This is a genomic window from Paraburkholderia sp. 2C, assembly GCF_054589215.1.
In genome coordinates, this window is record NZ_BAAILL010000065.1 from 403,465 (window position 1) to 418,415 (window position 14,951).

A 14,951-nucleotide genomic window follows, 5' to 3' on the forward strand; every position below is an offset into this window, starting at 1 on the left:
ATGATCAGCAATACCGCGGCGATGGCGACCGTGCTCGATGCGCAGACGGTGGTCGTCGGCATGCAGCCGTCGGTGGCGATCACGCTCGTCGAACTGGGTCTCACGCTGACCGGCGTGCGCACGGCGCTCAATGTCGAGCGCGGCATGGCGCTGCTGCAGCAGCGGCGCCGTTGACGACGGAAGGCCTCTACTTATGGATCTAACCGGCGTCACGGTGTTATCGGCAATGGAAGTCGGCTTGCGCTCCGACCAGGAAATCGTCCGGCTGCGGCAGATCGTGCGAGACCAGGCGATCGCACAAGGCTTCTCGCTCGTCGACCAGACGAAGTTCGTCACGGCCGCCAGCGAGCTGGCACGCAATACGCTGCTGTACGGCGGCGGTGGCGACGCGCGACTGAGCGTGCTCATGAACGGCACGCGCAAAGGGCTGCGCATAAGCTTTATCGACAAGGGGGCCGGCATTCCCGATATCGAGCGGGCGTTGCGGGATGGTTTTACAAGCGGTTCGGGTCTCGGCCTCGGGCTCGGCGGCGCGCGGCGCCTGTCCGACGAGTTCGAGATTCAGTCCGAACCCGGCAAGGGCACGACGGTCACGATTACGAAATGGAAACATCGTTAAGCGGGTTGCGCGGGATGCATGCGTCGTTCGACATCGCCGACGCCAGCGGTGTCGCGTTCGCGCGCCGCGGCGCGAGCGAGGCCGCGCAGAAGTGCGGGCTCAATGAGACCGACTCGGGGCGGCTGGCGCTGATCGTCACCGAAGCGACCACCAATATCCTCAAGCACGCACAGCACGGCGAACTGCTTGTGCGCGAGTTGTCGCCGCAGGCCGCGGACGGCGGCGCGCAGAACGCGGCAGGCGGCGTCGAAATGCTGGCGATCGACCGCGGCCCCGGTATCGCGGACGTGCGCCGCGCCTTCGACGACGGCCGCTCGACGGCCGGCACGCCCGGCACGGGGCTCGGCGCGATCCGGCGGCTCTCCGACGAGATATCGATCTATTCGCAGCCGGGTCTGGGCACGATCGTGCGCGCGATCGTGCGCGGCCGGAGCGCGGCTTTCGCCGACGCGCGCAGTACGCCTGAGGGCGCGAGCCGCCCTGCTTCGGGTACCGATATCGGCGGCCTGTGCGTGCCGTATCCGGGCGAACAGGTATGCGGCGACGCATGGGGTGTCGAACCCGATCAGCAGGGCCTCACGGTGACCGTGGCCGATGGTCTCGGGCACGGTCCCGATGCGCACGTCGCCTCGGCCGGTGCGATTGCGGCGGTGCACCGTCGTGCGGGCCGGCCGCCGGCGGCGTTGATGCAATACGCGCACGACGCGCTGCGCTCGACGCGCGGCGCCGCGGTCGCGATTGCGCGTATCGATCTCGCGCGCTCGGTCCTGTCTTTTTCGGGTACCGGCAACATTGCCGCGGTGCTGTCTGGCACGAGCCGCCCGGTGCTCGTCACGGGGCGGTTCGGGCAGATGTCGTCCGGCACCGGTCCCGCGCAAGGCGATCGAGGCGGCGAGTGCAACAACTGGCATCTCACATCGCGCAACGGCATTGTCGGTCACACGATGCGCGATGCACAGGAATTCGAAGTGCCGTGGACACGCAATGCGATGCTGATCCTGCATTCGGACGGTATCGGCACGCGCTGGGATCTGTCCGCTTATCCCGGCTTGCAACTTCAGCCTTCAGTGATGATCGCGGCGGTGCTGTATCGCGACTTCGCGCGCGGCCGCGACGACGCAACCGTGTTAGTGGTCAAAGCGGATCAGGGAGTACATTTCACGCATGGCAACCCAGCAGATACTGCGAATCCGGCTTGAGGCCGAAGAGGATGTGGTCGCCGCGCGCCGCCGGGCGCGCGCCCTCGCGGCCGGCCTGGGGTTTTCGCCGCTCGATCAGACGCGCATTGCAAGCGCGGTATCCGAAATCGCGCGCAATGCCTTCGAGTATGCGCGCGCGGGCGAGGTGATCTTCGCGTTCGACGCGAATGCGAAGCCGCAGGCTTTTTTGATCGACGTATGCGATCGCGGGCCCGGCATCCGCGATCTCGAATCGGTGCTGGACGGCACTTATCGCTCGCCGACCGGCATGGGCCGCGGCATTGCGGGCAGCCGCCGCCTCATGGATCGTTGCACGATCGATTCGTCGCCGCAAACGGGCACGACGGTTTCGATGGCGCGCGTGCTGCCGCCGGAGCGCGCGGAAATCGCGCCGGCGAGGCTCGACGCGATCGTCCGGGCCCTGATGCAGGAGCCGCCGCGGCCGGGGGCGAGCGCGACACCGCTCAATTCGCACGATTCGCTCGACGAGGTGCAGCAGCAGAACCGTGAGCTGCTGTCGACGCTGACCGAATTGCGCGATCGCCAGGACGAGCTGACGCGGCTGACACAGGAGCTCGAAGCGACCAACCGCGGCGTCGTCGCGCTGTACGCGGAACTCGACGAGCGCGCCGACGAACTGCGCCGCGCCGACACGATGAAAACGCGCTTCCTGTCGAACATGAGCCACGAGCTGCGCACGCCGCTGAGCTCGATTCGCGCGCTGTCGAATCTGCTTCTGAACCGCCTCGACGGCGAGCTGACCGAGGAACAGGAACGCCAAGTGCTACTGATTCGCAGATCGGCCGAAGATTTGACCGAGATCGTCAACGATCTGCTCGATCTCGCGAAGATCGAAGCGGGCAGAACCGATGTGCTGCCGGCCTCGTTCAAGCCGTCCGGCCTCTTTGCGGCGCTGCGCACGATGCTTACGCCGCTTTTGACGGATCCGGCGGTGCGGCTGATTTTCGAGGACACGGAAGGACTGCCGGCGATCTACACCGACGAAGCGAAGCTCACGCAAATCCTGCGTAATTTCGTCTCCAACGCGCTCAAATTTACCGAGCACGGCGAGATACGGGTGGGCGCGCGGATCGAACCGGGCGGCGAGCACATCACGTTTACCGTCGCCGACACCGGCATCGGCATAGCGGAGGAGCACCAGCAAGTGATATTCGAGGAATTCGGGCAAGTGCAAAGCCATTTGCAGCAACGCGTGAAGGGCACCGGCCTCGGTTTGCCGCTGTGCCGCAAGCTCGCGGCGCTGCTTGGCGGCTATGTGGGCGTCGAGAGCAGATTCGGCGTCGGCTCGACTTTCTATGCGACGCTGCCGGTGCGGCTCGTGCTCGCGAGCGACGCGGCGGCGCAACTCGCGGCGGCCGGCGGCGCCGATCGCGCAGGTGCAGGTGCAGGTGCAGGTGCAGGCGCAGGCGCGGCAGGCATCGATGCCGAAGTCGTGCCACGCGGAGATCGCGCATGACACCTCCGGTCCCCCTGATTCTGAACGTCGACGACAACGACGGCGCCCGTTATGCGAAAACGCGCGTGCTCGTGCATGCCGGCTTCGAGGTGATCGAAGCGGCGAGCGGCCAGGGCGCGCTCGACCAGGTACGCGCGCGCCGGCCCGCGCTTGTGCTGCTCGACGTGAAGCTGCCCGACATCAACGGCATCGAAGTCTGCTCGCGCATCAAGCGCGATCCGCAGACGCGCTCGACGCTCGTGCTGCAAACGTCGGCGGCCGCGGTGCAGTCGCTCGACAAGGTGCGCGCGCTCGACGGCGGCGCCGACAGTTATCTGACCGAGCCGATCGAGCCGGCCGAGCTCGTGGCGAACGTGCGCGCGCTGTTGCGCCTGCACCGCGCCGAAGAAGCGCTGCGCGACGCGGACCGCCGCAAGGACCAGTTCCTCGCGACGCTCGCGCACGAGCTGCGCAATCCGCTTGCGCCAATCCGCAACGCGGTCGAACTGATGGACCCGAAGTATCACGCGGCCGAACCGGTCGTGCGCGACGCGCGGATGATCGCGCGCCGCCAGGTCGAGCATCTGAGCCGGCTGGTCGACGATCTGCTCGATGTGTCGCGGATTACGCACGGCAAGATCGCGCTGCGCATGGAAACCGTCGATATCGCGTCGGCGGTCGCGACCGCGGTCGAAACGAATCAGCCCGCCATCGAGCGCAAGCATCACACGCTGAGCGTCGATATCCCCGAACTGCCGTGCGTGATTCGCGGCGATCCGATCCGCGTCGCGCAGGTCATCGGCAATCTGCTGTCGAACGCGGCGAAATACACGCCCGATGGCGGCTCGATCGACCTCGGCGTGCGGGTCGCGGAAGGGGCGGTCGCGATCCGGGTGGCCGACAACGGCATCGGCATTCCGCCCGACGAGCTTGCCGACGTGTTCAATCTGTTCATGCAGTCGGCCGATTCGCTCGCGCGCTCGGAAGGAGGGCTCGGTATCGGACTGTCGCTCGCGCGCACGCTGACCGAGCTGCACGGCGGCACGATCGAAGCGCGCTCGGAAGGCGCCGGCAAGGGCTGCGAATTTGTCGTGCAACTGCCGCTCGCGATGACGCCCGAATACGCGGCCGCGGCGGCGGCGGGCAAACAGGCGTCGGCGTCGGAGGCGCCGCTGTCGAAGCGGCGCGTGATGATCGTCGACGACAGCGTCGACGGCGCCGAATCGATGTCGGTGCTGCTCGAAATGCTCGGCCACGACGTGCGCGTCGTCTACGACGGCGCGTCCGCGCTGTCGGCCGCGCCGGAATTCAAACCGGAGGTCGTGATCCTCGATATCGGACTGCCGGACCTCGACGGCTATCACGTCGCGCGCGCGTTGCGCTCGCAGGCGGCGACGGCCGGCGCGTTGCTGATCGCGCTGACCGGCTACGGACAGGAAAGCGATCGTCAGCGCACGCGCGCGGCGGGCTTCGATCATCACCTCGTCAAGCCGGCCTCGCTCGAAGACGTCGAACGCGTGATCGCGACCGACGGCGAGCACGGACAGCCGCGCAATCCGGGCGTCGAAATGCGCTCGGACGCAGCGGGATAAGCGGCTGCGGAGTCCAGCTGGCCAATGCAGGGACGAGCGGCCGGACGAGCCGCTCGACAAGCGCAGGCAAAGCGTTTGCTCAAGCCGTCGGCGCGAACGCTTCGGACAGGATGGGGAGGCGACGTCCGTTGTCGGCACTGCACCGGGCACTGCGCCAGGGTTACGCGGGGAAGTCAGGAGAAGGGGCGTCGATGAAAGCGGACAACTCGATGGCGGGCGTGCCTCTGACCGGCGCGGCGCCGGCATTTCTGCGCGGCGGCGGCGAGATGGGCGCGCTGATTGCCGCGCACGACTGGTCGAAGACCTCGCTCGGGCCGCCCGACAGCTGGCCGCAAAGCCTCAAGATAGCGATCCGCATCATGCTGACGTCGCGCCAGCCGATCTGGGTCGGCTGGGGCCCCGACCTGCTGTTCTTCTATAACGACCCATACCAGTCGATCATCGGCGGCAAGCATCCGGTCGCGCTCGGCCAGCCGACGTCGACTGTCTGGCGCGAGATCTGGCAGGAAATCGGTCCGCTGCTCGACACGGCCCTCACGGGTGTCGAAGGCACGTACGTCGAGCAGAAGCTGTTGATCATGGAGCGCAACGGCTACCCGGAGGAAACCTACTACACGTTCTCGTACAGTCCGGTGCCGGACGACCACGGCGGCACCGGCGGCATCATCTGCGCGAACAGCGACGACACGGTGCGCGTGATCGGCGAAAGGCAGCTCACGCTCTTACGCGAAATCGGCGCATCGACGACCGATGCGCGCACCTGGCTCGAGGCATGCGAATCCGGCATGCGCGCGCTCGCGACCGATCCGCGCGATATCCCGTTCGCGATGTTCTACTCGGGCGAGGCCGGCGGCGACAGCGTCACGCTGACGAGCGCATGCGGCATCGCGGCCGGCCACCCGGCCGCGCCCGCGTCGATGCGGGCAAGCAGCGATGCTCTATGGCCGTTCGCCGAAGTGCAGCGCCGCCAGACCGTCAAGGTCGTGACCGATCTTGCTGAACGCTTCGGCTCGTCGCTGCCGGGCGGCGCATGGTCGCAGCCGCCCACGCAGGCGGCCGTGCTGCCCGTGCAGCCAAGCGGCGAACGCGGCCGCGGCGGCGTGCTGATCGTCGGGCTTAATCCGTTTCGCCTGTTCGACGATAGTTACCGCGCGTTCCTGAATCTCGTCGCGCGGCAGATCGGCGGTGCGATCGGCTATGCGCAGGCATACGAGGAAGAGCGCCGGCGCGCCGAAGCGCTCGCCGAGATCGATCGCGCGAAGACCACGTTCTTCTCGAACATCAGCCACGAGTTCCGCACACCGCTCACGCTGATGCTGGGACCGCTCGAGGAACTGCTCGCCGAGCCGGAGACCGGCGGCAGCGACCGGCGCGAGCTCGTCGAAGTCACGCATCGCAACAGCCTGCGGCTGTTGAAGCTCGTCAACGCGCTGCTCGATTTCTCGCGGCTCGAGGCGGGCCGCATCCAGATTCATCGCGAGCCGACCGATATCGCCGCGTTCACGGCCGAGCTCGCGTCGCTGTTCCGCTCGGCCATCGAGTCGGCCGGCATGTCGCTCGTCGTCGATTGCGCGGCGCCGCCGCGGCTGGTCGAGATCGATCGCGACATGTGGGAAAAAATCGTACTGAACCTGTTGTCGAACGCGTTCAAGTTCACGATGTCGGGCACGATCACGGTCAGCGTGAAGCCGGCGGACGACGGCGGCGTCGAGGTGTGCGTATCGGATACCGGCATCGGCGTTCCGGAGTACGAGCTGCCGCGTCTTTTCGAGCGCTTTCATCGTGTCGAAGGCGCGGCGGGCCGCTCGGTCGAAGGCAGCGGTATTGGTCTTGCGCTCGTGCAGGAACTCGTGCGGCTGCACGGCGGGGCGATTCGCGTCGACAGCAAGGTCGGCGTCGGCTCGTGTTTCACGGTTGCGCTGCCGGCCGGCGGTGCCGGTGCGGCGCGGTCGCTGCTAGCCGGGCAGGCCACGCCGGCGCAAGCCGCGCAGGTGAAGCCTGCGACGACCAGCAAGCAGGCGCAAACGTATGTCGACGCGGCGCTGCGCTGGCTGCCCGACGGCGCGGCCCGGCTCCAATCCGACGCCGACCCCGATGCAAACCCCGACGCCGACGACGCATGGCGTGTGGCCGCCGAGGCGCTCGACGGAACGGCGCTGGCCGACGACCGCGTGGCGCGCGTGCTCATCGTCGACGACAACGCGGATCTGCGCGACTACATGCGCCGGATTCTGAGCGCGGCGGGGCACGACGTGCGCGTCGCCGAAGACGGCATCAGCGCGCTCGACGCAATTCGCGCGGCGCCGCCCGATCTCGTCGTATCCGACGTGATGATGCCGCGCCTCGACGGCTTCGGCCTGTTGCAGCAACTGCGCGCCGATCCGCAGCTGGGCGAAACGCCGGTGCTGCTGCTATCGGCGCGCGCGGGCGAAGAAGCGAAGGTTGGCGGCCTCGAATCCGGCGCCGACGACTATCTGACGAAGCCGTTTTCCGCGCGCGAACTGCTTGCGCGCGTGAGCGGCAACCTCCAGCTCGCGCGGCTGCGCCGCGAGACGCGGCAGCGTCTTGCGGATGAGACGCGCACGCTCGAAATACTGAATCGCGTGGGCACCGCGGTCGCGGCGGAACTCGACCTGAACCGCGCGGTGCAGATCGTCACCGATGCCGCAACCGAACTGACCGGCGCCGCGTTCGGCTCGTTCTTCTACAACGTGGAAGACGAACAGGGCGGCCGCTACACGCTTTACACGCTGTCAGGCGTGCCGAAAGACACGTTCTCGAAGTTTCCGATGCCGCGCAATACGGCTGTGTTCGGGCCGACCTTCAATGGCGAAGGCATCGTGCGCTCCGACGACATCACGAAGGACCCGCGTTACGGCAAGAACAATCCGTATCACGGCATGCCGCCGGGCCATCTGACGGTGACGAGCTATCTCGCCGCGCCGGTCGTATCGCGGACCGGCGAAGTGCTCGGCGGCCTCTTTTTCGGCCATCCGGAGCCCGGCGTGTTCACGACGCGCGCCGAGCGGTTTCTTGCGGGTATCGCTGCGCAGGCGGCCAGTGCGATCGATAACGCGCGGCTCTACCGGGCCGCGCAGGACGAGATCGCGGCGCGCTCGAAAGCGCAGGCCGCGCTGCACAACCTCAACGAAACGCTTGAAGCGCGCATCGCCGAAGCGGTCGCGGACCGCGCCCGTCTGTGGGAACTGAGCGAAGATCTGCTCGTCGTCGCAGGTCTCGACGGCTCGCTGCAACGCGTGAGTCCGTCGTGGACGCGCGTGCTCGGCCATCCGGCATGGGCGCTGACGTCGCAGTCGTATTTCGACCTGATCCATCCGGACGACCTCGAGTTCGTGAACGCGCGTATCCACGACCTGCGGGTGTCCGGCGTGCCGATGCGCTATGAAAACCGGCTGCGGCGCAGCGACGGCGCATGGTGCTGGATTGCGTGGACGCTCGCGCTCGATCCCGATACCGAGCGCATTCACGGCGTCGGCCGCGACGTCACCGCCGATCGCGAAACACAGGAGGCGCTGCGTCACGCGGAAGAAGCGCTGCGCTTCGCGCAGAAGATGGAGGCAATCGGCAAGCTGACGGGCGGCGTCGCGCACGACTTCAATAACCTGCTGCAGGTGGTCGGCGGCAATCTGCAACTGCTTGCCGAAGACGTCGCCGGTTCCGAGCGGCCCGCGCAGCGCGTGCGCAATGCGCTCGCCGGCGTCGCGCGCGGCGCGAAACTCGCCTCGCAACTGCTCGCGTTCGGCCGGCGCCAGCCGCTCGCGCCGAAAGTGGTAAACCTCGGGCGCTTCGTGCGCGGCCTCGACGATATGCTGCGCCGCGCGCTCGGCGACGGCATCGAGATCGAGACGATCGTGTCGGGCGGGCTCTGGAACACGCTCGTCGATCCGTTCCAGGTGGAAAATGCATTGCTCAATCTCGCCATCAACGCGCGCGACGCGATGGACGGCCAGGGCAGGCTCACCATCGAAGCGGGCAACGCCTCGCTCGACGATGCATACGCGAAGCGCCACGCGGACGTGCTGCCCGGGCAATATGTGATGGTCGCCGTGACCGATACCGGCAGCGGCATGACGCCCGACGTGCAGGAGCACGTGTTCGAGCCGTTCTTCACGACCAAGCGCGAAGGCCAGGGTACGGGCCTCGGCCTCAGCATGGTGTACGGCTTCGTCAAGCAGTCGGGCGGCCATGTGAAGGTCTACAGCGAGCCGGGTCAGGGCACGACCATCCGCGTGTACTTGCCGCGCGTGCGCCAGGAAGAAGACCTCGAAACGGAGGTTGACGCCGGGCCGTCGAAGGGCGGCGCCGAAACGATCCTCGTCGTCGAGGACGACGAGGATGTGCGCACCACCGTCGTCGAAATGCTGTCGAGCCTCGGCTATCACGTGCTGCGCGCGAAAGACGCGCAAAGCGCGCTCGCGATCGTCGAAAGCGGCGTGCCGATCCATCTGCTTTTCACCGACGTCGTCATGCCGGGGCCGCTGCGCAGCACCGAGCTCGCGCGCAAGGCGCGCGAGCGGCAGCCCGCGATCGCGGTGCTGTTCACGTCCGGCTACACGGACAACGCGATCGTGCATGCGGGGCGGCTCGATGAAGGCGTCGAACTGCTGAGCAAGCCGTACACGCACGAAGCGCTCGCGCGCAAGATCCGCCATACGCTGCGTGTGCAGGACGCGAAGGGGGCGAAGGGCACCGGCAAAGCCACGCTGCAGGCAAAAGATTCGCAGACGGTGACGCTCGTCGACCGCAATCGCAACGAAACCTTCGACGCGGTGCGCGGGCTGCGCATTCTGTTCGTCGAAGACGACGAAATGGTGCGCGCGAGTACCGCCGAAGTGCTGCGCACATTCGGCCTCGATATATTCGAAGCGGCCGGTCACGACGACGCGCAGCAGGTGATCGCCGCGCAGCCGGTCGACGTGCTGCTCACCGATATCGGTCTGGGCGCCCACTCGGGCGTCGATCTCGCGCTCGAGGCGACGCGGCGCCAGCCGCACCTGCGCGTGATCTTCGTGAGCGGCTATCCGGTCGAACTCGCGCCCGACCAGCAGGCGGCGCTCGGCAACGCGCCCCATTTGCGCAAGCCGTACGATCCGCTCGATCTGATCAACGCGCTGCATGCGTGCGTGTCGCAGGATTCGCGAGATTTACCCGGGTAATATTGCTTTTTTATTTATACCCGGATAAAATTCGGGCGACTCATCGTTCTTTAAGGAGGCGCCCGAGATGACCATGGTCATTCATCCCATTGCTACCTGCACGGCGTTCGAAGGCGTCCGGCGCATCGCGTCCGGCCCGCTTCGCGACGTCGCCGCCGCGGTCAAGCGCGCGCACGACGCGGCGAGCGGCAAGCCGGACGGCGAGCCGATTCTCGTATTCGACGATGCGACGAGCCGGCCAGTCGAGTTCGACTTGCGCGGCAGCGTCGACGATGTGCTCGCGCGCCTCGTGGACGACGGCGCCGGTGGCTCCGACACGGCCGGCGCGCCGGATCAGGACGGCGCGCCGGTGGCGCGCGGGCGCGGCCGGCCGAAGCTCGGCGTGGTCGCGCGCGAGGTCACGTTGTTGCCGCGTCATTGGGAATGGCTGAATACGCAGCCCGGCGGCGCATCGGTCGTCCTGAGGAAACTCGTCGACGCGGCGCGTCTGGCGGGCGGTGACAAGCAACGCGTGCGGCTTGCACAGGAGGCGGCCTACCGTTTCATGACTGCGATGGCCGGCAATCTGCCGGACTACGAAGAGGCCACGCGCGCGCTTTATGCAAACGAGCGCGTGCGCTTCGAGCAGCGGGTCGCCGGCTGGCCCGGCGACATTCGCGAACATGCGGCGAAGCTGGCCGCTGCTGCGTTCTGCGAAGCAACTTGACAAAAATCGTGACGAAAAAAAACCGCTCGCACCGGGGAGTGCGAGCGGAAAGTCGGAGAGTTACAACATCGCTTACGCTTCTCATGGGGTCGCGCAGCCAAAGCAGTGTAGTGAACGCACCCTCGTGTCGATAATCAGACTAGTCCCAAAGAATCTGGGTCACGGTCGCGCGCTGAGCCGACGGGCGTGAAGATTCCTGCTTTAGCGCTGAGTCCGCTTCCATGCAAGATGGGGTTGCTTGCCTTGTCAGTGGAATTGCCTCTCCGTACACTCGCGCCTAGCTCAGCCACGCATGTCAGCCTTCCTGGGCGCCGATCGATGCATAAGCCATAGCCGTCAATAACCAGATCAACGTTCACGCCGTACAGAGGAGAACCCCGCAATGGCCGATTCCTACTTTCCCCGCTGGCGCCTTCAGCTACGAAGCGAAGGCCGCGTCATCGCGACCGACGAGCGGCTGCCGTTGCCGCAAATGTTTGCGATGGGTATTCAGCATGTGGTCGCAATGTTCGGCTCGACCGTGCTGGCGCCGCTCCTGATGGGCTTCGATCCCAATCTGTGCATTTTCATGTCGGGCATCGGCACGCTGTGGTTCTTCGTTATCACGGGCGGCCGCGTGCCCAGCTATCTCGGGTCGAGCTTCTCGTTTATCGCGCTCGTGATCGCGGTGACCGGCTATGCGGGGCACGGTCCGAATATGAACGTGTCGCTTGCGCTTGGCGGGATCATCGCGTGCGGGATCGTTTATATGATCATCGGCGCGGTCGTCGCGGCACTGGGCACCGCCTGGATCGAAACGCTGATGCCGCCGGTCGTGACCGGTTCGATTGTTGCGGTGATCGGTCTGAATCTCGCGCCGATTGCCGTGAAGGGGGTCAGCGGAACCGCGTTCGAATCGTGGATGGCGCTTGTGACGGTGGTTTGCGTGGGCGCGGTCGCGGTGTTCGCGCATGGGATGGTGCAGCGGCTTCTGATTCTCGTTGGCCTGCTGATCGCTTACGCGATCTATGCGATTGTCGCGAACGGCATGGGCATGGGCGCGCCGATCGATTTTTCGGTTGTTGCCCACGCGCCGTGGTGGGGTATGCCACGCTTCACGGCGCCGGTATTCGATGCGCACGCCATGGCGCTGCTCGCGCCGGTCGCCGTCATTCTGGTTGCCGAGAACCTCGGCCATATCAAGGCGGTGGCCGCCATGACCGGGCAAAACCTCGACCGCTACATCGGCCGCGCGTTTATCGGCGACGGGTTTGCGACGGTGGTTTCCGGCTTCGCGGGCGGCACGGGCGTGACGACCTATGCGGAGAACATCGGCGTCATGGCGGTCACGAAGATCTATTCGACGCTCGTGTTCGTGATGGCCGCCGTGATCGCGCTGATCCTCGGTTTTTCTCCTAAATTCGGCGCGGTGATTCAGACCATTCCTGGTCCTGTACTCGGCGGTGTATCGATTGTCGTGTTCGGTCTGATCGCGGTGACGGGCGCGCGCATCTGGGTCGTCAACAAGGTCGACTTCTCCGACAACCGTAATCTGATTGTTGCCGCCGTCACGCTCGTGCTCGGCGCCGGCGACTTCTCGCTGAAGATCGGCGCGTTCGGTCTCGGCGGCATCGGTACCGCGACGTTCGGCGCGATCATTCTCTATGCGCTGTTGCGGCGTAAGCCTGCGCAAGAATCCGTGGTCTGAGGTTTCGTTGGCACACAGCGAAGCGCTCCGCGCGAGGTCGCTTCGTGTCGAACCTGCACGTTTTCTTACGTTGTCGATCGTCATCTTCTGTTGATCCTGGTTGCCGTCCGCGATTGCGCGGCTAAGCTGAAGTAGTGCGCGCGCATGCGTGCATCGAGGCGGCGGCGGCGGTTTCCATCCTTATTACGGATGGCGGACAACGCACCGTCGCAGTGCGCCGCGCCCCAGTTCGACCGCGCAAACCTTGCGAGCGGTGCAAGCACCGCGACGAAGCTCGCGCGAAGGTGCGCTACCGTGCGCATGGAGCTTGCTTGAAGGGCTTCCGCTATTGCACATTTGACGCACGCACATTCAGGTACGGGGCCGCGGGATCGCATTCGTCATGACGGATGCGGCTTCGCTCTCGCGTGAGAGGAAATGCATGACCACAGCGCAACAGGAAAGAACGGCCGCGGCGCCGCATGGTTTCGAATTGAGCGTGAGCTCGGGGCTGCAGCGCTTCTCGGTGCAGCACAGCGGGCTCACGTTGACGAGCGTATTCCAGCCGATCTTCAGCCTGTCGCATATGCGTGCGGTCGGCTACGAAGGTTTGCTGCGCGCACACGATGCGTTCGATCGGCCCGTTTCGCCGGTCGATGTATTCGGCGAAGCGGCGCGCGTCGGCGACGTGCTGCACGTCGACAGGCTCGCGCAGGTGCTGCATATGGAGAACTTCCGCATGCTCGGCGCCGAGCGCGAATGGCTGTTTCTGAACGTGCATCCCGGCGCATTGACCGACCCGTACCATTCGGCATCGCTGCTCGCGAATCTGCGGCGGCTCGATCTGTCGCCGCGGCGGGTTGTACTCGAAGTGCTCGAGCAAAGCGCCGAGGACGTCGAGCATCTGGCCGACGCGGTGCGCCAGTTCCGCGAGCGCGGCTTTCTGATCGCGCTCGACGACTTCGGCGCCGGGCATTCGAATGTCGAGCGCATCTGGCAGTTGAATCCCGACATCGTGAAGCTCGACCGCATCATGCTGTCGCAGGCCGCGCATCGCGCCGACGTCGCGGCGATTCTGCCCGGCCTCGTTGCGCTGCTGCATGAGGCGGGCAAGCTCGTGCTGATCGAAGGCGTCGAGACCGAACACGAAGCGCATATGGCGCTCTCATGCGATGTCGACTTCGTGCAGGGCTTCTTTTTTGCGCGGCCGGCGCCCGGCATCGCCGATAACGCGCAGGCGGCGTCTTGCATCGGTGAACTGAGCGAACGTCATCAGACGCTTGCCGACGCGCGCGAGCGGCAAGCCGCGAACCGGCTCGCGCCGTATCTGCGCGCCTTCGAGCGCGCGGCCGAGCGGCTGGCGGCCGGCGAGCCGCTCGACGAAGTGTGCTGGAACTTTCTTGCGCTCGACGATGCGGCGCGTTGCTATCTGATCGACGCGAAAGGCCGGCAATCGGGGCGCAACGTCGTGCTGCGCGCGGACCGGGCCGCATACGAGACGCGCTTTCTGCCACTCACCGACGCGCAGGGCGCGAACTGGCTCAGGCGCCCGTACTTCCGCGCCGCGATCGACGAGCCGGGGCGCGTGCATGTGACGCGGCCGTATCTGTCGATCAACGAAGCGATTCCGTGCGTGACCTTGTCGGTTGCGACGCAGATCGCCGAGCGCACCTGCGTGCTGTGCGGCGATATCGACTGGCTCGACGACGAGCGGGTCTGAGATCATGTCGTTTTTGACGACGATAGGTTCGAGAGCCGAGCCATGCCCGATTCCGATCTCATCCGACCGCACGCCGCCCAGCGCGTCCTGCTCGAAGTCATCGCCACCACGGTGGCCGATGCGAAGGCCGCCGAAGAGGCCGGCGCCGGCCGGCTCGAACTGATTACCGCTTTCGGCGAAGGCGGCCTCACGCCGAGCATCGGCATGGTGGAAGCCGTGGTCGATGCAGTGCGCATCCCGGTCAACGTGATCGTGCGTCCGCATAGCCGGTCTTTTGTGTTCGATGCGAGCGACCATGCGGCGATGCTGCGCGACGTGCGCGCGATCGCGGCGGCGCATGCGAACGGCATCGTGATCGGTATGCTGACGCCCGCGGGTGAGATCGATTGCGACGGGCTGGCGCGTGCGATCGAGGCGGCCGACGGGTTGTCGATTACGTTTCATCGCGCGTTCGATCAAACGCGTGACTTACGGCGTGCGCTCGATGTGCTGCTCGGGTTCGAGGCGGTGACGAATGTGCTGACGTCGGGCGGCGCGCCGTCGGTGCTGCAGGCGGAGCAAACGATTCGCGCGCTGATGGCGCAGGCACGCGGATCGCATTGCACGGTATTGGCGGGCGCGGGGCTCACGGTCGATGCGCTCGCGGGTTTTATCGCCGCGACGGGCGTGCATGCCGTGCATTTCGGCAGTGGTGTGCGGGTCGGCGGCAATGGCCTCGCGCCGATCGATGCCGGCAAGGTCGCGCGTGCGAGAGCGTTGCTCGATGCGGCGGTTGAGGGTGGGGCATAAGCAAGCCAGGCGAGCCGGGTGAGCCGC

The 14,951-nt window shown here is 66.3% G+C and carries 10 protein-coding genes; all 10 read left to right on the forward strand.

The window, feature by feature from the left end; translation table 11 throughout:
- On the forward strand, positions 1-174 hold a 174-nt coding region (locus ACYPXD_RS30685), incomplete at its 5' end, for an STAS domain-containing protein (RefSeq protein WP_459720961.1).
- Positions 175-193: 19 nt separating this feature from the next.
- A complete protein-coding gene (locus ACYPXD_RS30690; protein ID WP_459720766.1) occupies positions 194-619 on the forward strand; it encodes an anti-sigma regulatory factor in 426 nt (141 codons plus the stop codon).
- Positions 604-1,818, forward strand: coding sequence for an ATP-binding protein (locus tag ACYPXD_RS30695; RefSeq protein WP_459720769.1), 1,215 nt, complete (start codon positions 604-606; stop codon positions 1,816-1,818). The genes ACYPXD_RS30690 and ACYPXD_RS30695 overlap by 16 nt, the downstream gene beginning before the upstream one ends.
- Positions 1,784-3,295: an ATP-binding protein gene (locus ACYPXD_RS30700; RefSeq protein WP_459720773.1), complete on the forward strand. Its 1,512-nt coding sequence runs from the start codon at positions 1,784-1,786 to the stop codon at positions 3,293-3,295. The genes ACYPXD_RS30695 and ACYPXD_RS30700 overlap by 35 nt, the downstream gene beginning before the upstream one ends.
- On the forward strand, positions 3,292-4,866 hold the full coding sequence (locus ACYPXD_RS30705; RefSeq protein WP_459720776.1) for a response regulator: 1,575 nt from the start codon (positions 3,292-3,294) through the stop codon (positions 4,864-4,866). Before ACYPXD_RS30700 ends, ACYPXD_RS30705 begins: the two co-directional genes overlap by 4 nt.
- Before the next feature lie 191 nt (positions 4,867-5,057).
- Positions 5,058-10,043, forward strand: coding sequence for a response regulator (locus tag ACYPXD_RS30710; RefSeq protein WP_459720780.1), 4,986 nt, complete (start codon positions 5,058-5,060; stop codon positions 10,041-10,043).
- Positions 10,044-10,116: 73 nt separating this feature from the next.
- On the forward strand, positions 10,117-10,749 hold the full coding sequence (locus ACYPXD_RS30715) for a DUF2239 family protein (RefSeq protein WP_459720964.1): 633 nt from the start codon (positions 10,117-10,119) through the stop codon (positions 10,747-10,749).
- 382 nt (positions 10,750-11,131) lie between these two features.
- Positions 11,132-12,436, forward strand: coding sequence for a solute carrier family 23 protein (locus ACYPXD_RS30720; RefSeq protein ID WP_459720784.1), 1,305 nt, complete (start codon positions 11,132-11,134; stop codon positions 12,434-12,436).
- A gap of 421 nt (positions 12,437-12,857) precedes the next feature.
- Positions 12,858-14,135 carry a sensor domain-containing phosphodiesterase gene (locus ACYPXD_RS30725; RefSeq protein WP_459720787.1) on the forward strand — a complete coding sequence of 426 codons (1,278 nt, stop codon included), beginning with the start codon at positions 12,858-12,860 and terminating at the stop codon, positions 14,133-14,135.
- 42 nt (positions 14,136-14,177) lie between these two features.
- A complete protein-coding gene (locus ACYPXD_RS30730) occupies positions 14,178-14,924 on the forward strand; it encodes a copper homeostasis protein CutC (RefSeq protein ID WP_459720790.1) in 747 nt (248 codons plus the stop codon).
- Positions 14,925-14,951: the final 27 nt, after the last annotated feature.

What these genes read in the sequence shown, in the direction of transcription:
- ACYPXD_RS30690 (WP_459720766.1), top strand. Translation starts at nt 194, where the DNA reads ATGGATCTAACCGGCGTCACGGTGTTATCGGCAATGGAAGTCGGCTTG.
- ACYPXD_RS30695 (WP_459720769.1), top strand. Translation starts at nt 604, where the DNA reads ATGGAAACATCGTTAAGCGGGTTGCGCGGGATGCATGCGTCGTTCGAC.
- ACYPXD_RS30700 (WP_459720773.1), top strand. Translation starts at nt 1,784, where the DNA reads ATGGCAACCCAGCAGATACTGCGAATCCGGCTTGAGGCCGAAGAGGAT.
- ACYPXD_RS30705 (WP_459720776.1), top strand. Translation starts at nt 3,292, where the DNA reads ATGACACCTCCGGTCCCCCTGATTCTGAACGTCGACGACAACGACGGC.
- ACYPXD_RS30710 (WP_459720780.1), top strand. Translation starts at nt 5,058, where the DNA reads ATGAAAGCGGACAACTCGATGGCGGGCGTGCCTCTGACCGGCGCGGCG.
- ACYPXD_RS30715 (WP_459720964.1), top strand. Translation starts at nt 10,117, where the DNA reads ATGGTCATTCATCCCATTGCTACCTGCACGGCGTTCGAAGGCGTCCGG.
- ACYPXD_RS30720 (WP_459720784.1), top strand. Translation starts at nt 11,132, where the DNA reads ATGGCCGATTCCTACTTTCCCCGCTGGCGCCTTCAGCTACGAAGCGAA.
- ACYPXD_RS30725 (WP_459720787.1), top strand. Translation starts at nt 12,858, where the DNA reads ATGACCACAGCGCAACAGGAAAGAACGGCCGCGGCGCCGCATGGTTTC.
- ACYPXD_RS30730 (WP_459720790.1), top strand. Translation starts at nt 14,178, where the DNA reads ATGCCCGATTCCGATCTCATCCGACCGCACGCCGCCCAGCGCGTCCTG.